General features: G+C 68.1%; 26 protein-coding genes. 9 read left to right on the top strand and 17 right to left on the bottom strand.

Annotation, left to right across the window (positions count from 1 at the left end; all coding sequences use genetic code 11):
- Positions 1-72: 72 nt before the first annotated feature.
- On the bottom strand, positions 73-693 hold the full coding sequence (locus K6T84_RS17995; RefSeq protein ID WP_224863600.1) for a superoxide dismutase: 621 nt from the start codon (positions 691-693) through the stop codon (positions 73-75).
- 708 nt (positions 694-1,401) lie between these two features.
- Here K6T84_RS17995 and K6T84_RS17990 point away from each other — a divergent pair.
- Positions 1,402-2,457 (top strand): DUF4328 domain-containing protein, encoded by a 1,056-nt coding sequence (locus tag K6T84_RS17990; RefSeq protein WP_225397779.1) that lies wholly within the window; start codon positions 1,402-1,404, stop codon positions 2,455-2,457.
- A gap of 4 nt (positions 2,458-2,461) precedes the next feature.
- Positions 2,462-3,277 carry a glycerophosphodiester phosphodiesterase gene (locus K6T84_RS17985; protein ID WP_225397778.1) on the top strand — a complete coding sequence of 272 codons (816 nt, stop codon included), beginning with the start codon at positions 2,462-2,464 and terminating at the stop codon, positions 3,275-3,277.
- A 13-nt stretch (positions 3,278-3,290) separates the two neighbouring features.
- Here K6T84_RS17985 and K6T84_RS17980 read toward each other — a convergent pair whose 3' ends face one another.
- The 4 genes from K6T84_RS17980 to K6T84_RS17965 form a co-directional block, all read right to left on the bottom strand.
- On the bottom strand, positions 3,291-3,830 hold the full coding sequence (locus tag K6T84_RS17980; protein ID WP_225397777.1) for a ferritin: 540 nt from the start codon (positions 3,828-3,830) through the stop codon (positions 3,291-3,293).
- 120 nt (positions 3,831-3,950) lie between these two features.
- Positions 3,951-5,126 carry an LCP family protein gene (locus K6T84_RS17975; RefSeq protein WP_408066005.1) on the bottom strand — a complete coding sequence of 392 codons (1,176 nt, stop codon included), beginning with the start codon at positions 5,124-5,126 and terminating at the stop codon, positions 3,951-3,953.
- Between the two features lie 48 nt (positions 5,127-5,174).
- Entirely contained in the window at positions 5,175-5,915 is a 741-nt protein-coding gene (locus K6T84_RS17970) for a CPBP family intramembrane glutamic endopeptidase (RefSeq protein ID WP_225397776.1), read from the bottom strand.
- A gap of 16 nt (positions 5,916-5,931) precedes the next feature.
- Positions 5,932-6,747, bottom strand: coding sequence for a DUF2470 domain-containing protein (locus K6T84_RS17965; protein ID WP_225397775.1), 816 nt, complete (start codon positions 6,745-6,747; stop codon positions 5,932-5,934).
- A 102-nt stretch (positions 6,748-6,849) separates the two neighbouring features.
- On the opposite strand from K6T84_RS17965, the gene pheA reads away from it, so the two are divergent.
- A complete protein-coding gene (pheA, locus tag K6T84_RS17960; protein WP_225397774.1) occupies positions 6,850-7,716 on the top strand; it encodes a prephenate dehydratase in 867 nt (288 codons plus the stop codon).
- Positions 7,713-8,402: a histidine phosphatase family protein gene (locus K6T84_RS17955; protein WP_225397773.1), complete on the top strand. Its 690-nt coding sequence runs from the start codon at positions 7,713-7,715 to the stop codon at positions 8,400-8,402. The genes pheA and K6T84_RS17955 overlap by 4 nt, the downstream gene beginning before the upstream one ends.
- A 30-nt stretch (positions 8,403-8,432) precedes the next feature.
- Here the strand turns inward: K6T84_RS17955 and K6T84_RS17950 are convergent, their stop codons facing one another.
- The 5 genes from K6T84_RS17950 to K6T84_RS17930 all read right to left on the bottom strand — a co-directional run bounded on the left by K6T84_RS17950 (position 8,433) and on the right by K6T84_RS17930 (position 11,341).
- Positions 8,433-8,810 carry a HepT-like ribonuclease domain-containing protein gene (locus tag K6T84_RS17950; protein WP_225397772.1) on the bottom strand — a complete coding sequence of 126 codons (378 nt, stop codon included), beginning with the start codon at positions 8,808-8,810 and terminating at the stop codon, positions 8,433-8,435.
- Between the two features lies 1 nt (position 8,811).
- Positions 8,812-9,342 carry a type II toxin-antitoxin system RelB family anti-toxin gene (relB, locus tag K6T84_RS17945; protein WP_225397771.1) on the bottom strand — a complete coding sequence of 177 codons (531 nt, stop codon included), beginning with the start codon at positions 9,340-9,342 and terminating at the stop codon, positions 8,812-8,814.
- Between the two features lie 110 nt (positions 9,343-9,452).
- Positions 9,453-9,650, bottom strand: a complete 198-nt coding sequence (locus K6T84_RS17940; protein ID WP_225397770.1) for a hypothetical protein — start codon at positions 9,648-9,650, stop codon at positions 9,453-9,455.
- A 267-nt stretch (positions 9,651-9,917) separates the two neighbouring features.
- On the bottom strand, positions 9,918-10,268 hold the full coding sequence (locus K6T84_RS17935) for a metallopeptidase family protein (protein WP_225397769.1): 351 nt from the start codon (positions 10,266-10,268) through the stop codon (positions 9,918-9,920).
- Positions 10,265-11,341 carry a septum formation family protein gene (locus K6T84_RS17930; RefSeq protein ID WP_408066138.1) on the bottom strand — a complete coding sequence of 359 codons (1,077 nt, stop codon included), beginning with the start codon at positions 11,339-11,341 and terminating at the stop codon, positions 10,265-10,267. The genes K6T84_RS17935 and K6T84_RS17930 overlap by 4 nt, the downstream gene beginning before the upstream one ends.
- A gap of 98 nt (positions 11,342-11,439) precedes the next feature.
- Between K6T84_RS17930 and serS the strand changes: the two genes are divergently transcribed.
- The 3 genes from serS (at position 11,440) to K6T84_RS17915 (ending at position 16,163) form a co-directional block, all read left to right on the top strand.
- Entirely contained in the window at positions 11,440-12,699 is a 1,260-nt protein-coding gene (gene serS, locus K6T84_RS17925) for a serine--tRNA ligase (RefSeq protein ID WP_225400940.1), read from the top strand.
- Between the two features lie 186 nt (positions 12,700-12,885).
- Positions 12,886-13,311, top strand: coding sequence for an MmpS family transport accessory protein (locus K6T84_RS17920; RefSeq protein WP_304621294.1), 426 nt, complete (start codon positions 12,886-12,888; stop codon positions 13,309-13,311).
- On the top strand, positions 13,308-16,163 hold the full coding sequence (locus K6T84_RS17915; protein WP_225400939.1) for an MMPL/RND family transporter: 2,856 nt from the start codon (positions 13,308-13,310) through the stop codon (positions 16,161-16,163). The genes K6T84_RS17920 and K6T84_RS17915 overlap by 4 nt, the downstream gene beginning before the upstream one ends.
- 8 nt (positions 16,164-16,171) lie before the next feature.
- On the opposite strand, the gene K6T84_RS17910 is transcribed toward K6T84_RS17915, so the two are convergent.
- Both K6T84_RS17910 and K6T84_RS17905 read right to left on the bottom strand, forming a co-directional pair.
- Entirely contained in the window at positions 16,172-16,732 is a 561-nt protein-coding gene (locus tag K6T84_RS17910) for a TetR/AcrR family transcriptional regulator (protein ID WP_224863571.1), read from the bottom strand.
- Positions 16,733-16,789: 57 nt separating this feature from the next.
- The gene (locus tag K6T84_RS17905) at positions 16,790-17,263 is read right to left on the bottom strand and encodes a DUF2834 domain-containing protein (RefSeq protein ID WP_224863570.1); all 474 of its coding nucleotides are present in this window, start codon (positions 17,261-17,263) and stop codon (positions 16,790-16,792) included.
- Between the two features lie 80 nt (positions 17,264-17,343).
- Here K6T84_RS17905 and K6T84_RS17900 point away from each other — a divergent pair, with 80 nt between their 5' ends.
- Positions 17,344-17,919 carry a TetR/AcrR family transcriptional regulator gene (locus K6T84_RS17900; RefSeq protein WP_225400938.1) on the top strand — a complete coding sequence of 192 codons (576 nt, stop codon included), beginning with the start codon at positions 17,344-17,346 and terminating at the stop codon, positions 17,917-17,919.
- A 66-nt stretch (positions 17,920-17,985) separates the two neighbouring features.
- Positions 17,986-19,542, top strand: a complete 1,557-nt coding sequence (locus K6T84_RS17895; RefSeq protein ID WP_225400937.1) for a phytoene desaturase family protein — start codon at positions 17,986-17,988, stop codon at positions 19,540-19,542.
- On the opposite strand, the gene K6T84_RS17890 is transcribed toward K6T84_RS17895, so the two are convergent.
- The 5 genes from K6T84_RS17890 to K6T84_RS17870 all read right to left on the bottom strand — a co-directional run bounded on the left by K6T84_RS17890 (position 19,539) and on the right by K6T84_RS17870 (position 24,269).
- On the bottom strand, positions 19,539-20,060 hold the full coding sequence (locus K6T84_RS17890; protein ID WP_225400936.1) for a lipoprotein LppJ family protein: 522 nt from the start codon (positions 20,058-20,060) through the stop codon (positions 19,539-19,541). The two genes, K6T84_RS17895 and K6T84_RS17890, sit on opposite strands and share 4 nt — an antisense overlap.
- A 36-nt stretch (positions 20,061-20,096) precedes the next feature.
- On the bottom strand, positions 20,097-21,971 hold the full coding sequence (locus K6T84_RS17885; protein WP_225400935.1) for a putative alpha/beta hydrolase: 1,875 nt from the start codon (positions 21,969-21,971) through the stop codon (positions 20,097-20,099).
- A complete protein-coding gene (locus K6T84_RS17880) occupies positions 21,962-22,267 on the bottom strand; it encodes a DUF2563 family protein (protein ID WP_224863560.1) in 306 nt (101 codons plus the stop codon). Before K6T84_RS17880 ends, K6T84_RS17885 begins: the two co-directional genes overlap by 10 nt.
- A 119-nt stretch (positions 22,268-22,386) precedes the next feature.
- Entirely contained in the window at positions 22,387-22,713 is a 327-nt protein-coding gene (locus tag K6T84_RS17875) for a hypothetical protein (protein ID WP_224863558.1), read from the bottom strand.
- Positions 22,710-24,269, bottom strand: a complete 1,560-nt coding sequence (locus tag K6T84_RS17870; protein WP_225400934.1) for an MBL fold metallo-hydrolase — start codon at positions 24,267-24,269, stop codon at positions 22,710-22,712. Before K6T84_RS17870 ends, K6T84_RS17875 begins: the two co-directional genes overlap by 4 nt.
- Positions 24,270-24,306 lie beyond the last annotated feature (37 nt).

Raw genomic sequence — 24,306 nt, 5'->3', positions numbered from 1 at the left:
CCCCCCCCCCCCCCCCCCCCCCCCCCCCCCCCCCCCCCCCCCCCCCCCCCCCCGCTCCGGTGTGACGGTGGGCTAGAAGATCAGCCCGGAGGTCTTCGACGTGGCCGCCGCGAACCGCGACTGCACGTCGGCCCAGTTGACGACGTTCCAGAACGCCTTGACGTAGTCCGCCTTGACGTTCTTGTACTGCAGGTAGAAGGCGTGCTCCCACATGTCGACCTGCAGCAGCGGGATGATGCCCAGCGGCACGTTGGCCTGCTGGTCATACAGCTGGAAGGTCAGCAGCTTGCCGCCCAGGGTGTCGTAGCCGAGCACCGCCCAGCCCGAGCCCTGCAGGCCGTTGGCGGCCGCGGTGAACTGAGCGCGGAACTTGTCGAACGACCCGAACGCGTCGTCGATGGCTGCGGCCAGTTCGCCGGTCGGCTTGTCACCACCGTTGGGGGACAGGTTCTTCCACCAGATCGAGTGGTTGACGTGCCCACCGAGGTGGAACGCCAGGTTCTTCTCGTTGAGGAAGATCGCGGCGTGGTCGTCGTTGGCCCGCGCCTCTTCGAGCTTGGCCACGGCGCCGTTGACGCCCGCCACGTAGGCGGCGTGATGCTTGCTGTGGTGAATTTCGTTGATCTGGCCCGAGATGTGCGGCTCAAGGGCTCCGTAATCCCAGTCCAAGTCGGGCAAGGTGTAGTCGGCCACGGGGTTCCTTCCTTCGATCAGTCCTGATCCGGTGTCGATCACCGTTGATCATTGTCGACTTGCGTTGACGCGCTTACAGCACCCCACCTTTCGGCGCGCGCGAGGTGGTGGAGGCACCTCGATCCACATTGCTCCACCGCAGGAAGTACCGCAAGGAGGACAGTGCCGGCATGTGCGGCGATGGCAGTGCTCAGGTCAGGATGAGCACCAGCAGGACGGTCAGCAGTATCAGGGCGACCACTCCGGCGCGCAGCGATGCCAGCAGGTAGCCGCGCTTATAGGTCGCCGATCCCGGGTGTGCCGTCATTGCCCTGCCCCGACCATCTCGTATGCCCCCAACTTCACCGTGCGCCCACGTCAGTGAGGCGCATCACAACCGATCTGTGACGACGATCATAGCGCCCGGGCGCGCGGGTGGAAAAACTCGACTGGTAATACCCGGTTGGCCTGCGGAGATGCAGCTGCTTAGCGGATCAAGCGATTTCGCCCGGGGCTGTTAGTCGGCGCGTGTCGCTGACGGCGCGTCATCCACAGCTGGTGTATCGGCCGACCGCAAAAAAGCACTTCACCGACGGGTTCACCGCCGGGGTGATATGTGGATAAACCTGTGGAAACTGTGGATAGCCGGGTGGTTGCTGACCGGGGTCTCTGGCCGGCCGGAGGACCTATCCCGCGCCCGTCCTGTTCGCGCCTCGCTACGCTGGTGCCGTGATTCAGGTGTGCTCCCGCTGCGGTATGCGGTGGAACGTGCGCGATCAACAGCGGGAGTGGTGCCCCAACTGCAACGGTTCGCTGTGGGCGCCGTTGACTCCCGCCCAGGAAGCCGAGCTGATGCGGCCCCCGGGGCCGTCTGCTGCTCCGGAGGGGCCGCCGCCCCGCACTGCCTATCGCTGGATCGCGGTGCGCCCCGGCCCCCCGCCGCCGCAGGAGCGCCCGCAGCGCCCGCTCGGGCCCACCCCTCGGTACCCGGTGATGCCACGCTGGACCCTGATGGGCGCACCGAATCCTGCTGTGGCGCAGCGAAAGACATCGGAGAGTGTGGCGCCGTCGCCGCAGCTGCTGGAGAGGGCCATCGGCGGTGCGATCGCCGCGCTGGGTATCGCCGCGGTGGTGCACACGCTGATCTATCTGCTGATGATCATCAACCGCACCCGGCTGCTGCATCCGCTGATCGCCGGCGCCGCGGTGTGGCTGGGGCGGCTGGCCGGCCTGGCCGCGATCGCGGCGGTGATCTGGTGCGCGGTGGTGCTGACCCGTTGGCTGCGGGCGCGCCGGGCGGCGGCGTTCGCCAAACTGCACCTGCCCGAGTCGCGCCCGGACTGGGCGTTGCGCGCCGGGTGCCTGGTGCCGCTGGTCAACCTGGCCTGGGCACCGGTCTACGTGCTGGAGCTGGCCGGCCGCGAGAACCGGCTGGCCGCGCTGCGCAAGCCCATCGTGGTGTGGTGGCTGGTGTGGGCGGCCGCCACCGCCGCGGCGGTGTTCGCCACCGCCACCAGCTGGACCGACGACGCCCAGGGCATCGCCAACAATGTGGTGGCGACGATCCTCGCCTATCTGCTGGGCCTGGCCGCGGTGCTGACCGTGGCCCGGGTGGTCGAGGGCTTCGAGCAGCGGTCGATGGGCCGGCCCACCCACCACTGGGTGGTCGCCGACGACCGGGCCCATGTCCCGGTGGCGCCGCCATCGGGGCTGCCTTCGGGGACGGGAACCGGCGCGCCACCGGCCGCGGCTCTTGAGTCCGACGGGCGGGAACCGGCAGCATAAGGCCATGGCGCGGCCCGGCGATGTGGTGACAGAGCACCCATTCGTCGTCGCGCATCGTGGCGCGTCGGCAGACCTTCCGGAACACACCCTGGCCGCCTACGACCGCGCGCTGGCCGAGGGGGCCGACGGCGTCGAGTGCGATGTGCGGCTGACCAGCGACGGGCACCTGGTCTGTGTGCACGACCGGCGGGTGGACCGGACGTCCAGTGGCGTCGGGGTGGTCAGCGAGATGACGCTGTCGCAGCTGCAGAACCTGGATTACGGCGGCTGGCATCCGAGCGGGATGGCCGGATCGCCGAACTCCGAAAAGAGCGGGGACACCGGGCTTCTCACGCTCGATGCACTGGTGGAACTGGTGCTGGACTGGCATCGGCCGGTGAAGATCTTCATCGAGACCAAGCATCCGGTGCGCTACGGCGCACTGGTCGAGCGCAAGGTGTTGGCACTGCTGGCGCGGTATGGGATCGCCGCACCCGCCTCGGCGAGCCGCTCACGCGCGGTGGTGATGTCGTTCTCGGCGGCTGCGGTATGGCGGATCCGCCGGGCCGCGCCGCTGATGCCGACCGTTCTGCTCGGCTCGGCGGCCCAATACCTCGGCGGCAGCGCGGCGACCACGGTCGGGGCCACCGCGATCGGCCCGTCGATCGAGACGCTGCGGGAGCACCCGGAGCTGGTGGACCATGCCGCTGCCCGCGGCCGGGCGCTGTACTGCTGGACTGTCGACCAGGCGGCGGACGTCGACTTCTGCCGGGATGTCGGCGTGGCCTGGATCGCCACGAATCAGCCCGCCCGAACCAAGGCGAGGCTGCGGGCGGGCTGATTCGGATCGCCGGTTACCCGCCGGCCATCCGGGGTGCGCTGCGGTCCAGAGCCGGCCCGGCGACCTCGCGGGCGATGAAGTTCTCCAGTTCGAACATGTTGTGCCCGGCGCGGTCGGCGACCCGCAACAACCGGGTCATCACCGACACCTCCTCGACCTGCTCGGTCAGGAACCAGCCCATGAACTGCTCGCCGAGGTGATCGCCCTCATCGCGGGCGGCGCTGGTCAGCCGGCTGACCTGTTCGGTGACGGTGTTCTCCTGGTCGAGCATGAGCGCCAGTGCGTCGCGCGGGGCGTCGAACCGGTTGCGGACCCCGCCGGTGCCGGGGATGTCGACGGCGATGCCGCGGTCGAGCAGGTACTGCACCATCATCATCGCGTGGCTGCGTTCCTCGACGGCCTGGCTGTAAAAGAACTTCGCCAATTGTGGTAAATCACTGCCGTCGAAATAAACGGCTACCGCGACGTATTGTTGCGCTGCGGTGAATTCGTGGTAGATCTGCTCTTGAAGCAGTGCGTGGAATTTCGAAGTGTGGTTGTCGTTCTCGCTCATGGTCACGACACTACCCCTGGTCAGACCGGGTGCGCATCCAAGGCGAGGCTTACTCAGGGCAGCGTTGCCTAAGTAAAGATAGGATAGGCTCAAAGGGTTCTCGAGTGAATTAGTCGGAATTCAATTGGCATGCGAGTCGGTGCCTGTCGGCGGCGCCTGGTCGCGGCGCAATGCGTCGAATAGGGCTGCGGCCGCCTCGTGATCCCAGACCACCGCCTCCCCGACGTCGGTGTCGGCGAACTCGCCGATCGGGACCGTCAGCGTCGCGGTGTGCCCGCCCAGGCCCCAGCCCAGCGCGGCCAGGTCCCAGACTCGCGTGGAGGCGTCCACCGTCACCGCGTGTGCGGCGGCGCGCGGCACGGTGTACCAGCGCAGCGGGTTGAGCCAGACCAGCGGGCTGGTGATGCGATCCAGCAGCGCGGCCAGGAACAGTCGCTGGTGGTCCATCCGGTCCAGGTCGGCCCGCGGGGTGGCCCGGCTGCGCACGTAGCCCAGGGCCGCCGGTCCGGCCAGCTTCTGGCACCCCGCCGGCAGGTTCACTCCCGCCAGCGGGTCGTCGATCGGATCGTCGGGGCACAGTCGCACCCCGCCGAGCGCGTCCACCAGCGCGGCGAATCCGTCGAAGCCCACCTCGGCGTAGTGGTCCAGCCGCAGCCCGGTGGCCTGCTCCACGGTCCGGGTCAGCAGCGGTGCCCCGCCGAGGACGAACGCGGCGTTGATCTTGTCCTCGCCGTAGCCGGGGATGGACACATAGGAGTCCCGCGGGAGGGACACCACGGTCGCCGGCGCGGGCGAGCCCAGCTCGGGCAGGTGCACCAGCAGCAGGGTGTCGGTGCGGCTGTTGCCGCCGTCCTCGCCGGTGCTCAGCGCACGCTCCTGGGCGGCGGTCAGGCCGGCGCGACTGTCGGATCCCACCAGCAGCCACGTCGTCCCGCGCTCGGCCGGTGGACGGTCGGGGTAACCGGCGAACACCGCGGCCCGTTGCACGGCGGTGTCGAGCCAGACAGCCGTGCCGAGCAGGCCGGCCGCGCCCAGCAGCGTCACCAGCAGTGCGGCTACCGCGAGGCGGCGCGGCCAGGAACGCCGGGAAGGCGGGGAAGGCCGGGAAGCCGGGGAAGGCCGGGAAGCCGGGGAAGGCGGGATGCGTGGTGGCGGAGGCTGCCGGAGGGCGATCGGCGGTGGCACCGGGGGATAGGGGCGATGCAGCATCGGCGGCGGTTCACGTCGCGGCGGCTGATCCCAACCCGGCTGGTTCCACCTCCTCGGGGGCCCGCCCGGTCCGCGATCGCCGTTCACCTGACCAATCTACGCAGTGCCTGGTTGCCGAACCGCTCTCCCCGGCTTTCAGCGCAGCCAGCCGAGCTTGTCGGCGAACACCGCGTAGCCGACGAACGCGACCGTGTCGATCAGGCCGTGGGCGAGGATCAACGGCCACAGCCTGCCGTTGCGCTGCCAGGCGTAGCCGAACACCAGGCCCATCGCGATGTTGCCCAGGCCGGCGCCGAAGCCCTGATAGAGATGGTAGGAACCGCGCAGCAGTGCTGAGCACGCCAGCGCGACCCGCCGTGAGACCCCCAACTGCGCCAGCCGGGTCAGCAGGTAGCCGACGACGATCGTCTCCTCGGCGAAACCGTTGGCGAACGCGATCACGATGAGCATGGGGGCGCGCCACCAGGTGTCGTTGACCGCCGCGGGGACGACGTCGGCATTGAGGCCCACCGCGCGTGCCAGCAGATACAGGCCCAGCCCGGGCAGGCCGATCAGCGCGGCCAGCCCCAGCCCACCGGCCAGATCGGGGCGTCGGGGCAGGCGGGTCAGCCCGATGCGGTCCGGGCGTAATCCGCTGCGCCACAACAGATACAGTGCCAACCCGCCCCACGCGATCAGCTGGATGGCCCACGCGGCGTTGAGGCCCAGATCGATGACGTCGAAGTGGGAACGGCGCGGGTTCAGCGGTATTCGTTGGGCGGCCAGATCGCGCATCACCGCGTCGGCCAGCTGCAGCACGGCGGTCAGGGCGCTGAGCCCGTAGGTCACCGCCAGCACCACGAGGATCTCCAGGCGCAGGCCGGCCGGCTCGGTCACCTCGACACGGTAACCGCTACCGGGGGCGGGCCTGCAGTCCGTTGAGGAACGGGCAGCCCAGCAGTGCGCGCACCGCCCGGTTCAGGCTCAGCACGTCGGCGACCGGCCGCGGGAAACTCAGCCGGACGTCGTGGTCGGCTTCGGTCTGCTCGACCCGCAACCACATGCCGTACTGGTCGACGGCCAGTGGGCGGACCTGCCCGCGCCGCAACCGAGGCGGCAGCGTGGCGCCCGCCAGCCGTGCGATCAGCTCGGGGTGCGCTGAGTCCAGATGTTGCAGCCAGTGCGCCTCGATCGCGCAGAACGGATCGGGCCGCGCCGACAGCAACTCGTCCACGGCGACCGACTCGGCGCCGGTGGTATCGGCCAGCACCGCCGACTCCGGGGTCAGCCGAAGCAGCGTGTAGGAGCCGTCGGCGTTGTCGGGTTGCGCCGGATTCCGTGGTGATATCACCTGCAGCAGAGCAGGATTGGGATCCACTTCGGCGATCTGGTCCAGCAGTGGGGTGATCTCGGGCGCAGGTACCGACTGCAGCTGTCCGCGGATCCACACCAGTGCCCGCACTCGTTCCCGCAGCCGCAGCGGGGCGTGGTCGGTGAGTTCCAGCATCGCGGGCACCCCCGCAACGGCCGCCTCGGCCACCGGGTCGCCGGCCGGGACCGCGATCACCACCGAGCCGTCCGCCAGCAGGTGGCATACCGGCGCGGTGACCGGTTCGGCTCTGGCTGCCTCGGCTGAGTCGGCGATGGCCAGTAGTGCCTGCCCGCGGATGCAGGCGCTGCGAATGCGCTCCGCGGATGTCGGGACGGTTTGTGCGGTGCTGGTTGGCATCGATCAACCCTTCGCTAAGTGAGGTAAGGCTAACTTAATAAGTGATGGCGCTCGGCGCAACCGTTCCGCGGATTCGACGCCGGCGGCCGATAAGGTTGACCGGTGACCCGCATCAGCTATCTCGGCCCGGCGGGAACCTTCACCGAAGCCGCGTTGCTCGCCCTGACCGGCGCCGGGCTGGTTCCCGGAAGCGAGCATCGACCGGTGCCGGCCGAGAGCACCCCGGCCGCCCTCGACGCGGTACGCGCCGGAACATGCGAATACGCCTGCGTGCCGATCGAGAACTCGATCGAGGGTGGGGTGACACCCACCCTGGACGGGCTCGCGGCCGGGTCGCCGTTGCAGGTGTTCGCCGAGATCACCCTGGATGTGGAGTTCTCCATCGTCGTCGCGGCCGGTCGGACCGCGGCCGACATCCGCACCGTAGCAGCGCATCCGGTGGCCGGAGCCCAGGTGCGACGCTGGCTGGCCGAGCATCTGCCCGGTGCCCAGATCGTGCCGTCGAACTCCAATGCCGCTGCTGCGCAACAGGTCAGCGACGGCTTGGTTGATGCCGGGGTGAGCACAATGCTGGCCGCGCAGCAGCGTGGCCTGGCGCGACTGGCCGACGGCGTCATCGACGAACCCAACGCGCGCACCCGCTTCGTGCTGGTGGGTACGCCCGCCCCGCCGCCGGCGCGAACCGGCATCGACCGGACCTCGGTGGTGCTGCGCCTCGACAACGCGCCGGGGGCGCTGGCCGCCGCACTGATCGAATTCGGGAGCCGCGGAATCGATCTGACGCGCATCGAATCTCGCCCGACCCGCACCGAGCTGGGCACCTATCTGTTCTTCTTGGACTGCGTGGGACACATCGACGACGACGCCGTCGCCGCCGCGTTAGAGGCGTTGCGGGGCAGCTGCGCCGACGTGCGCTACCTGGGTTCCTGGCCCGTCGGCCACGACGGTCGGGCTGGGGCGGCGAGGTGAGCGGGCGCCTGGTTCTGGTGCGGCACGGCCAGTCCTTCGCCAACGTCGACCGTCGGCTCGACACCCGTCCGCCCGGCTCCGAACTGACCCCGCTGGGTCGCGATCAGGCCCGGGCATTCGCATCGGCCGGGGCGCATCGCCCGGTGCTGGTGACGCATTCTGTGGCCATCCGGGCGGCGCAGACCGCCGCCGAGATCAGCGGAGCGCTGGGCGTGACCGCCCGCGCGCTCGATGGCATCCACGAGGTGCAGGCCGGCGCGCTGGAGAACAGCAACGACGACGACGCGATCGCCGAGTTCAACGCGATCTATCAGCGTTGGCACTCCGGTGAGCCCGGACTCGCCCTGCCCGGTGGGGAGTCGGCCGAGCAGGTGCTCGACCGCTACCTGCCGGTCGTCACCGACCTGCGGATGCGCTACCTCGATGACGACGACTGGACCGGCGACATCGTCGTGGTCAGCCACGGCGCGGCGATCCGGCTGGCGGCGGCCACGCTGGCCGGGGTGGACGGCAGTTTCGTGCTGGACAACCACCTGAACAACACCGATGCGGTGGTGCTGGCCCCGATCACCGACGGCAGGTGGAGCTGCGTGCAGTGGGGCTTGCTGACGCCGCCGTTCTATCCCGAACCTGATGCGGACCCGGTCGACGACGCCTTGCGGTCCGACACCGATCCGATGGGCTGAACCCGCTTCGCCACTATGGTGTTCGGCGGGTCAGCCCGGTTTGGATTCGTCGTTTTGTGCGTCAAGTTGCGAGCGGGCGATTTCGATCTCGTCGGCGAGAACCGTGCGTAGGTCCGGGGCATGCTGGTCGACGACCGCCCAGACGACGTCGTCGTCGACGGTCCAGTAGTTGTGGGCGATGCGGTTACGCATGCCTTTGATGAGGCGCCAGGGGATACCCGGGCGGGCCGTGATCCATTCTTCACCGAGCCGTTCGAGGTCGGCCGCCAGCCGGATGATGTTGTACTGGCACGCGCGGGCCACCGCGATATCGGCGATGTACGCCTGACGACCACGCGATGCAAGCTGGATCATCTCGGCCAATGTTGCGTCGATGTAGAGCAGCTGCTCGGCGTTGCGGTCGTCCATCTCAGGCTGCGATCTCCAGCCTGCGTCGATCACGGTTCACCCGTTGCCGCAAAAGGTCATTGGACTCCAGTTCCCCTGTGGTGATGACGTCGACTGGGCAGGCCAGGAGTTCAGCGAGGTCGTCTTCGAGGCCTACGTAGTCGGTGAAGGAAGCGGCGGGAGTCGGCTCGATTAGGAGGTCGAGATCGGACCCGGGACGGTCATCGCCGCGCGCCACGGAACCGAAGACCCAGGCACGGGCAATGGGGTAGCGGGCGAGCAGGCGCGCTACCCCCTCGCGGTGTCGCTCCAGCAGCTCACCGGGTCGCACCGTGTTGACCAGCCGTGGTTCGAGGCGAAAACCTGCCGCGTCTAGGAGGCGTTCGAGCATCGCAACAGAGGGCTGCTGTCTATTGGACTCAACGTTCGCCACGGTTGACTGCGGCACGCCAGCAACTCGCGCGAGATCACGCTGCGACATGTCCCGGCGCTGGCGGGCTTCGCGCACGAGCACAGCGGCGGTCGCGCTCGGTGGTTGGGCGCGAGTTGCCATGGCTCCATGATAGTGGATTCACTATCGGATGTCTCGGGAGCGTGCGACCATCAGCGCTTATCACGGTATGGGCGAAACGGATCAGTCGGATCAGCAGCAGCGCGCCAAGGCTAGGCCGCGCCAGCGACCGCGGACCCGGTGTCCGCGCACCGGCAACCGACCGCCTCGCAGTCCACGGCGAACGCATGCGCCAGCACCTCGCCCGCGCAGCCGTCCTCGGTGCACTCCCCCGCGTGCAGCACGTGGTGGATGAGCGTGCCGTGGCAGTGGTCCAGTCCCGCTCGGCAGGCTCGGCAGTCGTCATCCATGATTCGTTCCTAGCACCGCGCACCGATACCATCGCCTCGACTCGCCGCGCCGCGGTGGCGAGTCTTGAGGCCATGCATCTCGCCGCATTACGCATAACTTTGATCCGATGCGCGTATCTGCGTCATGGAATCATAACTTTTGATAGTTATGAGGCTCGGCTACAGCACCGGGCGCCGGCTGGCCTGCTCACGCCCACGCACGGTCGGTTCCTGTCCCGAAAGTCAAGGTCTAGAAATTCTTGACTTTCGTTGTACCTTGACCCGAACTCAGGCCCAGCCCAGCTCGTGCAGCCGGTCGTCGTCGATCCCGAAGTGGTGGGCGATCTCGTGGATCACGGTGATCCTGACCTCGTCGACGACCTCGTCGTCGGAGTCGCACATCGCAAGCAGCGCGCCCCGGTAGATCGTGATGGTGTCGGGCAGCGCGCCGGCGTAGTTCGAGTCGCGTTCGGTCAGCGCCACGCCTTCGTAGAGGCCGAGCAGATCGGGCTCCTCGTCGTTGCGGTCCTGGACCAGGACGACGACGTTGTCGATGGCGGCGGTCAGCTCGGCCGGGATCAGGTCCAGGGCATCGCCGACGAGTTCGTCGAACCGGCCCGGATCCATCTGCACGCTCACCGTGGCTGGCTACCCGCGGGCAGTTGGCTGAGCCGCTCGGCGGGGATCGACGGCGGTGGGACCGGGGGCTGGCCGTTGATCAGCAGTGGACCGCGGGCACTGTTGATCAACGCCGCCCAGCCGCCGTTGCCCAGCGTGGCGCCCAGGCTGCAGGCCACCTCACGGCTGCCGGCCGACCAGCTCGGCAGCGAGATGGTGGCATAGGTAAGGGTCAGCGTCGTGTCGCGCAGCTGCACCGGGGCCAGGTACTCGTCGGTGAGCTGGGTGCAGGTCTCCTTGATGAAGGCGTCCTGCTCGGGCTCGGGCGGCAGCGCGTCGGGGAAGCGTTCGGCCAGGTTGACCGTGCCGCTGACCTCCTTGGTGTGCGGCGCCGCGCAGTCGACCGGAATGTCGTTGGGCTGATTGGTCGCCGGGTCGATACCCAGGCAGGTGCCCGGCGGCCAGACCTTGGACTGGTCGATGTCTGCGACCTTGCCGGTGAAGCCGAGCTGGTGGCCGCCGACGCCGGGCAGTTGCAGCCCGCACAGCATGCGTCGCTCGCCGTGCTGGCGCCACGCCCGCTCACCGGCCCACAACATGCTGGCGACGAACTTGCTGTGCGGATCGAACTTGGGGCCGAGGTAGCGCCGCACCGCCGACTCGCACTGCTCCTGGGTGATCTGCTCGATGCGGGCGGTCGACGGCGGCGGCGCGTCCGGCCCGTACTCCGCGCCCGGGAACATCTTCATGTCCACCGGACCGGCCACCTCGAACTTGTGCTCGACGTCGCAGCCGACCACGGTCGCCGCGTCCAGGTCGTCATCGGGCCAGTTCAGACAGTCACCGGCCGCAGCGCGGTCGACGGCCTCGTTGCCCTTGCCGATCCCGATCCCCAGCCCCGGCCCGGTGCCTGGCCCGGCGGTCGGTGCGGACGTCAGATGCCCGAGCAGCCCGCCTGGGCCGTCGCCGACGACCGGAACCACGGTGACCAGCCCGGCGATCAGCAGGGCGCCCAGCGCGGTCAGCAGCAGGGTGCGACGGGTGGCGGCCGCCTGCAGGGTACGCAGCCAGGAGATCCTCGACATCGCGTCCATTCTGACAGGGCGGCATCTGTGGGTGACAGACGAAGCGTGGCAATTGATGCGAAAGTGATGCCTCCGAACCCGGGTGGTCCAGGTTGTAGGGTTGCGCCGTGATCGACCTGAACCTGCTGCGCGAAGACCCCGACCGCGTCCGCCGCTCCCAGGTGGGTCGCGGTGAGGACCCTGCCCTGGTGGACGCCCTGCTGGCCGCCGACACCGCGCGGCGCTCCGCGATCGCCACCGCCGACAGCCTGCGCGCCGAACAGAAGGCGGCCAGCCGTTCGGTCGGCGCGGCCTCTCCGGAGGACCGCCCCGCCCTGCTGGCGCGGGCCAAGGAACTGGCCGAGCAGGTCAAGGCCGCCGAGGTCGCCCAGAGCGACGCCGAGGCGGCCATGACCGGCGCGCACATGGCGATCGCCAACGTCGTCATCGACGGGGTGCCGGCCGGTGGGGTCGACGACTTCGCGGTGCTCGACGTGGTCGGCGAACAGCCGGCGATCGACAACCCGCGTGACCACCTGGAGCTCGGCGAGGCGCTGGGGCTGATCGACATGGGCCGCGGCGCCAAGGTGTCGGGGTCGCGGTTCTACTTCCTGACCGGCCGCGGCGCGCTGCTGCAGCTGGGACTTCTGCAGCTGGCGATCCGGGTGGCGGTCGACAACGGTTTCACGCCGATGATCACCCCGTCGCTGGTGCGTCCGGAGATCATGTCCGGCACCGGGTTTCTGGGGGCGCACGCCGACGAGGTGTATCGGCTCGAGGCCGACGATCTCTACCTGGTGGGGACCTCCGAGGTGCCGCTGGCCGGCTACCACTCCGACGAGATCCTGGACCTGTCGAGCGGGCCGCTGCGCTACGCCGGATGGTCGTCGTGTTTCCGGCGTGAGGCCGGCAGTTACGGCAAGGACACTCGGGGCATCATCCGGGTGCACCAGTTCGACAAGGTGGAGGGCTTCGTCTACTGCCGGCCCGCCGAGGCCGAGGCCGAGCACCAGCGGCTGCTCGGCTGGCAGCGCGAGATGCTGGCCCGCATCGAGGTGCCCTACCGGGTGATCGACGTCGCCGCGGGGGATCTGGGCTCGTCGGCCGCCCGCAAGTTCGACTGCGAGGCCTGGGTGCCGTCGCAGGAGGCCTACCGGGAGCTGACGTCGACGTCGAACTGCACCACCTTCCAGGCGCGCCGGCTGGCCACCCGCTATCGCGACGAGAACGGCAAGCCGCAGACCGCGGCGACACTGAACGGCACGCTGGCCACCACCCGCTGGCTGGTGGCGATCCTGGAGAACCACCAGCAGCCCGACGGCAGCGTGCGGGTGCCGCAGGCGCTGGTGCCCTACGTGGGCGCCGAGGTTCTGGAGCCGCAGTCCTGACCGCGACCGTGCATATCTGTACGCCGCGAACTGGGCTTTTAGCGGACACCGGTGCACGGTCGCGGCGGGGCGCAGGCTCCGGCCGGACGAGGCTAGCCTGACTAAACACTTGATTCGACTTTACTGATCGTATAACTTCGCCTTCGGGCGGACACAACCATCGTTCCGGCCGGAACGGGGGCGCTGGTGAAGCCGTTGAAGCAGGCCTGGCTGCCGCTGCTCATCGTGGCCGTGATGGTGCTGGGGACGCTGATGGTCCTGCGCCTGCGGACCTACTTCGGCGGGGAGAACTCCAACCTGATCAGCACCAAGGTCGACGACAGCGCGCCCTACGACCCGAAGACCGTCACCTACGAGGTCTTCGGGGAACCCGGCGCGACCGCCGACATCAGCTATCTGGATCTGGAAAGCCGGCCGCAGCATGTCGACGCCGCGAGGCTGCCCTGGTCGGTGACCATGAGCACCACGCTCTCGGCGGTGTCGCCCAACCTGTATGCGCAGGGCAAGGGCTCCACGCTGGGATGCCGCATCAGCGTCGACGACGAACTCAAAGACGAACGAACGGCCACCGGAGTCGGCGCACTGACCTTCTGCCTGGTGAAATCCGCATGATCGCCCGAGTGATCCGGCGGCTGGCCATTCCGATCATGCTGGGCTGGATCGCGATCATCGTGGTGGCGAACGCGACCGTCCCGCAGCTGGAAAAGGTCGCCGAAACCGCTGCGGTTCAGATGACGCCCGACGAGGCGCCGTCGATGATCGCGGTCAAGCGCCAGGGCCAGCTCTTCGAGGAGTTCAGCTCCAACAGCTCGGTCATGCTGGTGCTCGAGGGCGAGCAGCCCCTGGGCGAAGACGCCCACCACTACTACGACGCCATCGTCGCCAAGCTCAAGACCGACACCGTCCACGTCGAGCACATCCAGGACTTCTGGGGCGACCGACTGACCGCCGCCGGCGCCCAGAGCCCGGACGGCAGGTCCGCGTACGTGCAGATCTACACCGCCGGCAACCAGGGCGAGGCACTGGCCAACGAATCGGTCCACGCGGTCCAGTCCGTCGTCGACAGCGTCGCCGCGCCACCGGGGGTCAAGGCCTACGTCACCGGCGGTGCCGCGCTGACGGCCGATCAGAACAAGGCCAGCACCCGCAGCATGAAGCTGATCGAGGGACTGACCTTCGTCGTCATCATCACGATGATGCTGCTGGTCTATCGCTCGATCACCACCGTGCTGCTGGCGCTGACGATGGTGGTGACCGGCCTGATGTCGGCCCGCAGCATCGTCGCGCTGCTGGGCTATCACCACCTGATCGGGCTCTCACCGTTCGCGACCAGCCTGCTGGTGACGCTGGCGATCGCGGCGGCCACCGACTACGCGATCTTCCTGATCGGCCGCTATCAGGAGGCCCGCGGTGCCGGCGAGGACCGGGAACAGGCCTACTACACCATGTTCCGCAGCACCGCGCATGTGGTGCTCGGTTCGGGTATGACGATTGCCGGTGCCACGCTGTGCCTGCATTTCACCCGGCTGCCCTACTTCCAGTCGCTGGGCATTCCGCTCGGCATCGGCATGACGGTCGTCGTGATCACCTCGTTGACGATGGGCGCCGCGGTGATCTCGGTGGCCAGCCGGTTCGGGGCACTGCTGGAACCCAAGCGGGCCGGTCAGGGCCGCGGCTGGCGGAAAATCGGTGCGGCCGTGAGCCGTTGGCCGGGGCCGATCCTGATCGCCGCGACCGCCACGGCCATGGTCGGCATCCTCGCCCTGCCCGGTTACCAGCCGGGCTACAACGATCGCGCCTACATGCCCGCCGACCTGCCGGCCAACCAGGGATTCCTGGCGTCGGACCGGCACTTTCCGTCGGCGCGGATGAACCCCGAGATGCTGATGATCGAAACCGACCATGACGTCCGCAATTCCGCCGACTTTCTGGTGATCGAGCGAATCGCCAAGCGGGTTACCGCGGTGCCGGGCATCTCCCGGGTCATGTCGATCACGCGGCCGCAGGGCACACCGATGGAGCACTCCACGTTCGGCTTCATGCTCGGCATGCAGGCGGTGAATCAGGACATGACCCGCAAGTTCAACGACAACAGCACCGCCGAGATGCTGGCCCAAGCCGAGGAGATGCAGGGCTCCATCGACAACATGACCAAGATGATCGAGCTGATGGAGCAGATGAACGCCACCATGGGGCGGATGGTCTCCAAGATGCACCTGATGGTCTCCGACATCGAGGAATTGCGTGACGACATCGCCAACTTCGATGATTTCTTCCGGCCGATACGCAGCTACTTCTATTGGGAACCGCACTGTTTCGACATCCCGGTCTGCTATTCACTGCGGTCGGTGTTCGACGCGATGGACGGCGTCGACACGATGACCGACAGCTTCGCCCAGATCGTCCCGGACATGGATGCGATGGCCGCGCAACTGCCGCAGATGCTCGCCATCATGCCGGCGATGATCGCGATGATGAAGAGCGCCAAGGCGATGATGCTGACCACCTACGCCACCCAGAGCGGGCTGGCCAAGGCGTCGCAGGAATCCCAGACGAATCCCGCCGCGATGGGGGAGGCCTTCGACAAGGCCCGCAACGACGACTCGTTCTACCTGCCGCCGGAGATCTTCGACAACGCCGAGTTCCAGCGCGGCATGAAGATGTTCATCTCCCCGAACGGTCACGGGGTGCGGTTCGTCATCACTCACGAGGGCGATCCGCTCAGCGCGGACGGCATCGAGCACATCGACGCGATCAAGCTCGCGGCCAAGGAGGCCATCAAGACCACCCCGTGGGAGGGTTCCAAGATCTACGTCGGCGGAACCGCCGCGATGTTCAAGGACATGCAGGAGGGTTCCGACTACGACCTGATGATCGCCGGGGTCGCCGCGCTGTGCCTGATCTTCATCATCATGCTGCTGATCACCCGCGCGGTGGTGGCCGCCCTGGTGATCGTGGGCACCGTGGTGGTCTCGTTGGCCAGCGCGTTCGGCCTCGCGGTCCTGCTGTGGCAGGACATCATCGGGCTGCCGGTGCACTGGATGGTCTTGCCTATGGCGGTGATCATCCTGTTGGCCGTCGGCGCCGACTACAACCTGCTGCTGGTGTCACGGCTGCGGGAGGAGATCCACGCCGGCCTGCACACCGGCATGATCCGCGCCATGGGCGGGTCCGGGTCGGTGGTGACCGCGGCGGGTCTGGTGTTCGCCTTCACCATGATGACGATGGCCGTGTCTGGACTGCGGGTGGTCGGGCAGGTGGGCACCACCATCGGATTGGGTCTGCTGCTGGACACCTTGATCATCCGCTCGTTCATGACCCCGGCGATCGCGACACTGCTCGGCAAGTGGTTCTGGTGGCCGCAGGTGCCGCGGCTACGGCCCAAGCCGGCGCCGTGGCCAGCGCCGCTGCAGCGCGAACCGGAGCTGGTCGGATCGGGCGGCGGCGCGCACCGCAGCTGGTGACGTGCGGCTCACGCCAGCGGGGATACCATCCGCTGTGCGGTGGCCAGCAGGATCTCGTGCAGCTCCTCGTCGTCGATATCCTCCAGCTGGGGATCTGCTGCGGCGGTGAAGGTTCCGGACAGCAGCGCGGTCGTGATCACGCGGGTTGTCGCGTCCGGCTCGGGGCCGTGCAGGATCGCCGCGACGTCATCGCGGACGGCCATGAAATCTTCGCGGGATCGCACCGCGTGCTCCACGGCGCGGTCGTAGAACAGGAACGTCAGCCGGCGGTATCGGACGGCGAGTTCGACTACGCCACTGACCGTTACGTCGCGTTTGCCCTGACCTGTCGGCATGGCCTGGGCGATCTTGATGATGCGGACGATGTCGTCGAACATCGGTTCCACCAGTGCGATCACGATGTCGTCGCGGGACCGGAACTGGTAGTAGACGGCCGGTTTGCTGACGCCCAGCTGGTCGGCGATCATCTGCATGGACGTGCCGCCCACACTGTTGTCCATGAACAGCGTCAGCGCCGCTTGCAGCACCCGTTCGCGCGCGGATCCACGCGGCGCCACCGGCTTGGCCACGACCTGCCTCCCGTCGTCGCGGCCAGCCTATCGCGAGGCGGTTTTGACGCGGTCCCGCTATGACGAAGCCGCGGCGTGCCGGTGCTGGCGGTGCATGGTCGCGAAGTAGAACGCGTAGGCGAACGCGCAACTGGTGAACAGGCTCGACACGAAGTACAGCCAGGGCCGCCGCAGCCCGCGCCGATACCCGTCGACGATGGTGAACAGCGGCAGCAGAACCACATTGATGATGGTGTAGTCCTGGCTGGCCGACCCGGCAGCGGGATTGGTGAACATCAGCTGGATGTACTGCGTCCAGCTGCCCGGCCCCCAGATCGGATTGTGGTTGGGGCCGTGCGCGTATTCCTGGACGAAGCGGATGTTGAAGTACCAGCCCAGCCCGATCGAGGCGATGCCGATCACGTAGTACACGATCTCCAGGGGTGAGAAGGATTTGCCCCCAGAGGGTTTCGCGAAGACCGCGCGGTTGGATGCCACGATCCACCAGATGGTCGCCAGGCCCAGCACTGCATGCACGATGAGCGAGATCATGCGGCCAGTCTCACCAGGCGCCGCAAGTTTTGTCAATAATGACATTTTTCGCCCGCCCACCCTGAGGTACGTTTACCGGCATGGCCCGGCCGCCGCAGACCGCTCGCAGCGAGCGCACCCGCGAGGCGCTTCGCCAGGCGGCGCTGGTGCGGTTTCTGGCCCAGGGCGTCGAGGACACCTCCGCCGAGCAGATCGCCGCCGACGCCGGGGTCTCGCTGCGGACCTTCTACCGGCACTTCAACTCCAAGCACGACCTGCTGTTCGCCGACTACGACGCGGGCCTGCAGTGGTTCCGCGCCGCGCTGGCCGCCCGGCCGCCCGGCGAGCCTGTGGTGGAGTCGGTCCAGGCGGCGATCTTCGCGTTTCCCTACGACGTTGAGGCGGTGACCCGGATCGCCGCGCTGCGCGCCGAGGAGCTCGACCCGGAGCGCATCGTGCGCCACATCCGTCAGGTGGAGGCCGATTTCGCCGACGCGGTGGCCGAGCGACTGCGGATCGCCGAGCCGGCTGACCCGCTGCGGGTGGCGGTGACCGCTCGGTGCGTCGGCGCGGCAGTGTTCGCCGCGATGGAGGTCTGGATGCTGGGTGAGGACCGTTCGCTGGCCGAGCTGGCCCGGATGTGCCGCACCGCGCTGGATTCGCTGTCGAACCTCTAGTTCCGTCAATATTGACAAAACTTATCGGCCCGTGTCAGCCTGCCCAAGTCGAGAAGGGTGGGTGTGATGGCCGATTACGACGCGATCGTCATAGGCGCGGGACACAACGGGCTTGCGGCGGCGCTCATCCTGCAGCGCGCCGGACTGCGAACCCTGTGCCTGGAGTCCGGGCTGTACGCCGGCGGGATGGCCTCGACGGTGGAGCTGTTCGACGGCTACCGATTCGAGATCGCTGGCTCGGTGCAGTTCCCGACGTCGCGCGCGGTCAGCGCCGAGCTGGGCCTGGACGACCTGGACAGCCTCGACCTCGAGGTGATGTCGGTGGCGCTGCGCGGCGTCGGCGATGACCCGCTGATCCAGTACACCGACCCGATGAAGCTGTTCACCCACCTGTCCGAGGTGCACGGCGCCGAGGCCGTCAACGGCATGGCCGGGCTGCTGGCCTGGAGCCAGGCCCCCACCCGGGCGCTGGGCCGCTTCGAGGCCGGCCTGCCACTCAAGACGCTTGACGAGATGTATGCGTGCGCCACAAACGAATTCGAACGTGCCGCCATCGACGACATGCTGTTCGCCTCGGTCACCGACGTGCTGGACCGCTACCTACCCGACCGGGAGAAGCACGGGGCGCTGCGCGGGTCGTTCACCGTGCTGGCCGTCAACACGCTCTACCGCGGCCCGGCCACCCCCGGCAGCGCCGCGGCACTGGCCTACGGACTGGGGGTTCCCGACGAGAACACCATCCTGATGAAGAAGCTGCGCGGCGGGATCGGCGCGCTGACCGGGCATCTGGCCGACACCTTCACCCGCCTCGGCGGTGAGCTGCGGCTGCGTGCCAAGGTGGCCGAGATCCTGGTGGCCGAGGGCCGGGTGACCGGAGTGCGTACCGAAGCCGGGGACACCGTCGCAGCGCCGGTGGTGGTGTCGGCCATAGCGCCCGACGTCACCATCGGCGACCTGATCGATCCACACGCGATACCCGAGGACGTCCGCGCCCGCTACGCCCGCACCGACCACCGCGGCTCCTACCTGCAGATGCATTTCGCGCTGGACGAGGCGCCGCGGTTCAGCGCGCCCTACGAGCTGCTCAACGATCCCGCCCTGCAGGCGTCGCTGGGGATCTTCTGCACCCCCGAGGAGGTGCAACAGCAGTGGGAGGACGCCCGCCGCGGTATCGTGCCCGCCGATCCGACTGTGGTGCTGCAGATCCCGTCATTGCACGATCCCGACCTGGCCCCGGCCGGCAAGCACGCGGCGTCGGCGTTCGCGCTGTGGTTCCCGATCGAGGGCGACGGCAACTACGGCGAGATGAAGGTGGAGATGGGCCAGCGGGTGATCGACAAGATCACCAGGCTGGCACCGAATTTCGAGAGCAGCATCACCCGGCACACCACCTTCACCCCGCGTCATATGGCCACCATGTTCGGCGCCCCCGGCGGTGACTACTGCCACGGCCTGCTGAACCCGAATGCGATCGGCCCCAACCGCCCCGGCGCCAAAGGCTTTGTCGGGCAACCGCTACCGGTCACCGGACTGTATCTGGGAAGCGCGGGCTGTCACGGCGGGCCCGGGATCACCTTCATCCCCGGCTACAACGCGGCGCATCAGGTGCTGGCCGACCGCTAAGGACGGGTCAGTTCGCCCGAGACGTCGACCGAGAGGATGGAGCGGTCCTTGCGGTGGTCGAAGGTGTCGCGGCACTGGCCGTTGAGGTCGACGCCGACGTGGCTGTGGAACGTCTGCCCGGGGCGAGCCGGTGGCACCACCGTGACGATGGCGTTGACGTCGCCCTTGCGCAGCGTCGGCGAGTGCGAGATGAAATCGGAGTCGGTGCTCCAGCCGTGTGCGGTCATCTCCGCGATGACACGCTGCGGATCAGCGGGCTGGTCGTGCGGGACGCCCGGCATCCAGAACGACATCATCACCACGCCCCGAAACGGCGGTTCGCCCTGGTCATTACAGGATTCGTAGCGGAACAGCGCCTCGGTGACATCCGCGTGCAGGTCACGGACCACCTCGCGGGCGGCGTCGACGACTTCGGCACGGGCCTGCTCGGGAGTGATGGGGTCGCGCACCTCAGCACACCCGCCCAGCAACAGGGCGGTAATCGACGCCGCCGCAGCGGATTTCCAGAAGATCCACACTCGTTCCGTCCTCTCCGTAGGGTTCGTCGTGCATGCTCAGCCGCCGGGTGTGCTGTGGTAGTGGCCGACGGTGCCGTCCCGGGCGGATTCCGGATCGAGGACCGGCGGCAGGAACGAATCCCGGCGGTGCGGCGCAAGCATGCCGTCGTGCTCGAGGGCATCGCCGTGCCCGGAGGCCACATCGGCGATGCTGAACAGCGATTCCGAGCCGTTGTCGAAGTAGTGCGAGTGCGCGTAGACGGGGTTGAGTGAGCGATCGGGGAGTTCCGCCTTGAACCGCGTCGCGCCGAAGTCTTCCATGGCCGGGTCGTCACCCAAACCGATTCCGCCGAACGGCGTCCGAATGGTGTTGTGCCCCAGCCAGCCCACCTCGTCACGGGCGGAGTCACCGACGAAGACATGCCCGCCTTCTGGAAGGTGAAAGTCGGCGGCCGAGTGAGCGAGGTCGGTCCCCGGGCTGCCGACCAGGACCACGTCGTCGGCGTGCATGCCGTAGCCGGCCGCGGCGTCGGCCACCGTCGTGGAACCGTAGGAGTGGCCCACCACGGTCAGGTGCGTCGGCGCGCCCTGGTGGGTGGCTGCCAGCGAGTTGACGTCGAGTGCCAGCGCCTCGCCCCCGGTGCGCGCCATGTTCGGTTGGTACAGGCCGGGATCGAACACCGAGTCGGGTGCGTCGTAACCGACCCACATCACCACCGCGGTGTCCTTGTCCCAGTCGGCGGCGTTGGCCTCGTGGTACAGCCGGGTGCCGTCGGGGTTGGACAGGGTTCCTTGAGCGACACCGGAACCCAATCCCTTCACCAGCACGGTGGTGTTGGCCGCCTTGTCCGGATTGCCCATCGCGATCGCCGCGGCCCCGTCGCCGCTGGCGAATGCCTCGGGCCGGTAGCGCCAGAGGAACACATCCGGGTGATCGCCTCGCTCGTCCTTCACATCCGCTGAGGTGGACAGGCCGTCCTGGGTGTTGCGGGCGATGTTGTAGCGGTGGATGGCGGTAGCCGACATGCCGTACTTGCCCGGGTCGGCCAGCACGTCGTCGACGGACACACCCCGCGCGTGCGCGACGTCGGTGACGCGATTCAGGTCGTCGGTCATCACTGCGCGGTTGATCTCGTTGGACACGTCGACCGGGATACCCGGCAGGTTGCCCAGATCCTCGGAGTGCTGGGCGATGTAGGTCGCCCGCTGCTGCGGGGTCAGCGAGTTCCACCAGTTCGTGACCGCCTGCGAGTCGGTGCCGGCCGGCGGGATCGGCAGCAGCGGATCGCCCAGCGGTGACGTCGGCTGGTCGAGATTCTTGACCAGCCCCGGATCGTAGCCTTCGGCCCGCAGCCGGGCCTCGGCGGCGCGCAACGCCGTCAGGTAGGTGTCGCGGATGGCCTTGACGCGGCGCAGGGTCTCCGCGGTGTCGTCGATCGCCGCCTGTTGCAGCTCGTGGATGTTGTCGTGGACGTCTTGGCGTTGCTCGGCGGTGAGCGTCGGGTCCCGGTCCAACTGGAGCCAGCGCGTCAGGTGTTTGTCGATGTCCTCCAGGACGGTCTCGAGTTCGGCGATGCACGCCGCCGACGCTTTCTGCGCCTCGGCCAGGGCCGCGGCAATGCTTTCCAGGTCGGCGGCGATCTTCGGCAGCTGGGCGGCCTGCACGCCGAGTGAGCCGGTGACCAGCTGTACCTGGGCGGCGTCGTTGATCGGATGGTCGCCGGTCTCGCGGTTCCAGGCGCCCTCAAAGCGCTTGCGGGCCTGCTCGAAGGCGGTGTCGGCGTCGGAGGCGGACTTGCCGGCGTTGTGGAACGCACTCGCCAGGTTGTCGATCTGGCCCGGACGGCCGTGCTGCAGGGCCGCATTGATCACCCACGGGTCACCGCCGGCCTCGGCGACCAGCAGGGGAATGCTGATCGACTCTAGGTGCACCGCACGTCGCGCAGCGCTTGGGCGTTGCGTTCGTCCATCGCGCCGAACTGCTGCTCGGCGTAGTTCGCATGGTGGGCAACGCCATTCAGGATTCGCTGGTGAGTGTCCAGCGCTGTGGTGTGATGGTCGTGGGCCGCGCCGACCACCTCATGCAGGCCGGCGGCCTCCGGGAAATCCCCGAACATCCCCTCCACCGGCGAGGACCCCGCAAGGTGTTGTCCACCGGTCTGGGCGTGCTCGCCGGCGGCACTCGAATCACGAGCGCCGTAGCGCAATCCTGCCCGATCGACGAACATGATCACCCCCAACTGTCAGCGGCGTCCAACGCTACCACTTCCCCCACCCCGCGAGGGTGCACAAAGGTTCGGCAAAGCCCCAGGTGGGGGTGTACGTTTCTGCACGACCGGCAGAGGGATCAGCCGGCCAGCAGTTCGTCGAGCAGCTTCTGGAACTTCTCCGGTTCGGCCGGGGTGAAGGCCGGCTGCGGCCACGGGGAGCCCGCGAGATCCAGGGTGACCAGCGTGCTGCGCATCGGCCGCCCGATGTCCAGTGGCAGCCAGCGCCGCAGATCCGAGCTACCCCAGATCCGAAACCGGTGAACCACCCCCAGCGGTTCGGCGCGGTAGCCGACCACCGCAGACAGCGGGATCACCTTGGCCGTACCGGAGGGAAAGTGGTAGCGGCGCAACGTGATCGCCTGGGCGTCCAACACCACCAGGCCGTCGTCGTAGGAGCCGGTCACAGTTTCTCGCAGCGCAACTCGTGGCCCTTGGCGGTCAGGCAGCGGCCGGTCTTGAGGTCCCACTGCCAGCCGTGCTGGTTGCAGGTCAGGGTCTCGCCCTCGATCACCCCGAACTTCGACAGGTCGGCCTTCATGTGTGGGCAGCGACGCTGAATCTGCCAGTCACCCAACTCGATCATCGCCGAGTCGTCGTGGCTCTCACCGAACCAGCCGTCGGCGTAGACGATCCGGTCCTCGGTCAGGCACTTGAAGAACGTGTAGAGGTACTCGTTGTAGCCGCCGACCCGCCAGGCCCGGAACCGGGTGGACAGGAAGATGGTGTTGACCCAGTCCGGTTCGTTGTCGCGCAGCACGGTGCGCACCAGCTCCGGTGGTATCCCGAAGCCGTAGCGGAACTTCTCGCCCGCCACCGGCTCGCGCACCATACGTTGGGGGAAGTCCAGCACCACTGTCTCCGTGTGACCGTCCCCGTCTAGCACCAGCTCCACCGGATAGCCGATGCCGTCGCAGATCTCGTTGCTCTTGCCCATGATCGGCTCGAACAGCGCGCGCAGCGGCTCCAGCATGGCCGGGCCCGCCGCCGGCGCCCAGGACGCCTTCTCGGCGGCCAGCACCGGAGCCATCCGATCGGCATAGGCGGCGATGTAGTCCGCCTTGCCGGAGGTGAAGATCGCCTCGACGTCGGCCTCGGGGATCGGGTGGGTCAGCGAATCCAATTGCGCGCCGGTGAAACTCGCGGTGGTGCCGGGGATCATCAGCAGACCGCGGTCGTGGCCGTTGCGGCGCATCTGGTCCAGGAACACCATCTCGTCGGGGAAGATGTTGGCCGGGTCGCCATGATCATCGTTGAGGTCACGCAGCTCGGGATCCAAGAAGCACGGCGGGCCGGCTGAGGGCACCACCCAGGTCGCGCCGACATGGTCGATGTACTGGCGGGCCCGGTCCATCTGCCGTTGCCGCTTCTGGGTGCCGAACGCCTCCTTGGCGCGGGCCGGCATGTCGTAGACCATCGGGTACCAGATCGCCCCGGAGTACTGCAGCAGGTGCACGTCGATCGCATCGAACGCACCGAGTACGTCCAGGTCGATCGGCCGGCAGTCGTTCATGTTGAACACGGTCGTCGTGCCGTCGTGCACCACCAGCCCCGAGTCGCCGATCGGGCCGTCGGCCGGGGCGCGCAGCGCGATGATCATCACGTCCAGCTCGCCCTTGGGGCCGCTCACCGTGTGCCGCACCGAGTCTTCTGTCTCGAAGAACCGGTGGAAGCCCAGCTTCTCCAGCTCACCGCGCAGGTCGGGCACCGGGAAGTCCGGCAGCAACACCACCGCATCCTTGTTGACGTGCTTGCTCAGGTGCCGCGGGTCGAAGTGGTCGTGGTGCAGGTGCGAGATGTAGAGGTAGTCGCAGTCGCCGAGGGCATCCCAGTCCAGCTCGGAGTTGTCCGGGAACGGGAACCACGACGCGAAGTAGGCGGGGTTCACCCAGGGGTCGCAGAGGATGCTGCCCGCCGGGGTCTCGATCCGGAAGCCGGCGTGCCCGACGCTGGTGACCTGCACTAGTTCCCACTCCCGCCTCGCCTGAAGAGATTCCCTC

Source organism: Mycobacterium zoologicum (assembly GCF_020181635.2).
GTDB classification, from domain to species: domain Bacteria; phylum Actinomycetota; class Actinomycetes; order Mycobacteriales; family Mycobacteriaceae; genus Mycobacterium; species Mycobacterium zoologicum.
The sequence above is the reverse complement of the archived record's forward strand: the minus strand, read 5'-3'. Positions and strand labels throughout refer to the sequence as shown.

What these genes read in the sequence shown, in the direction of transcription:
- K6T84_RS17985 (WP_225397778.1), top strand. Translation starts at nt 2,462, where the DNA reads ATGGCGCGGCCCGGCGATGTGGTGACAGAGCACCCATTCGTCGTCGCG.
- K6T84_RS17980 (WP_225397777.1), bottom strand. Translation starts at nt 3,830, where the DNA reads ATGAGCGAGAACGACAACCACACTTCGAAATTCCACGCACTGCTTCAA.
- K6T84_RS17965 (WP_225397775.1), bottom strand. Translation starts at nt 6,747, where the DNA reads ATGCCAACCAGCACCGCACAAACCGTCCCGACATCCGCGGAGCGCATT.
- K6T84_RS17950 (WP_225397772.1), bottom strand. Translation starts at nt 8,810, where the DNA reads ATGGACGACCGCAACGCCGAGCAGCTGCTCTACATCGACGCAACATTG.
- relB (WP_225397771.1), bottom strand. Translation starts at nt 9,342, where the DNA reads ATGGCAACTCGCGCCCAACCACCGAGCGCGACCGCCGCTGTGCTCGTG.
- K6T84_RS17940 (WP_225397770.1), bottom strand. Translation starts at nt 9,650, where the DNA reads ATGGATGACGACTGCCGAGCCTGCCGAGCGGGACTGGACCACTGCCAC.
- K6T84_RS17930 (WP_408066138.1), bottom strand. Translation starts at nt 11,341, where the DNA reads ATGGACGCGATGTCGAGGATCTCCTGGCTGCGTACCCTGCAGGCGGCC.
- K6T84_RS17915 (WP_225400939.1), top strand. Translation starts at nt 13,308, where the DNA reads ATGATCGCCCGAGTGATCCGGCGGCTGGCCATTCCGATCATGCTGGGC.
- K6T84_RS17905 (WP_224863570.1), bottom strand. Translation starts at nt 17,263, where the DNA reads ATGATCTCGCTCATCGTGCATGCAGTGCTGGGCCTGGCGACCATCTGG.
- K6T84_RS17900 (WP_225400938.1), top strand. Translation starts at nt 17,344, where the DNA reads ATGGCCCGGCCGCCGCAGACCGCTCGCAGCGAGCGCACCCGCGAGGCG.
- K6T84_RS17895 (WP_225400937.1), top strand. Translation starts at nt 17,986, where the DNA reads ATGGCCGATTACGACGCGATCGTCATAGGCGCGGGACACAACGGGCTT.
- K6T84_RS17880 (WP_224863560.1), bottom strand. Translation starts at nt 22,267, where the DNA reads ATGTTCGTCGATCGGGCAGGATTGCGCTACGGCGCTCGTGATTCGAGT.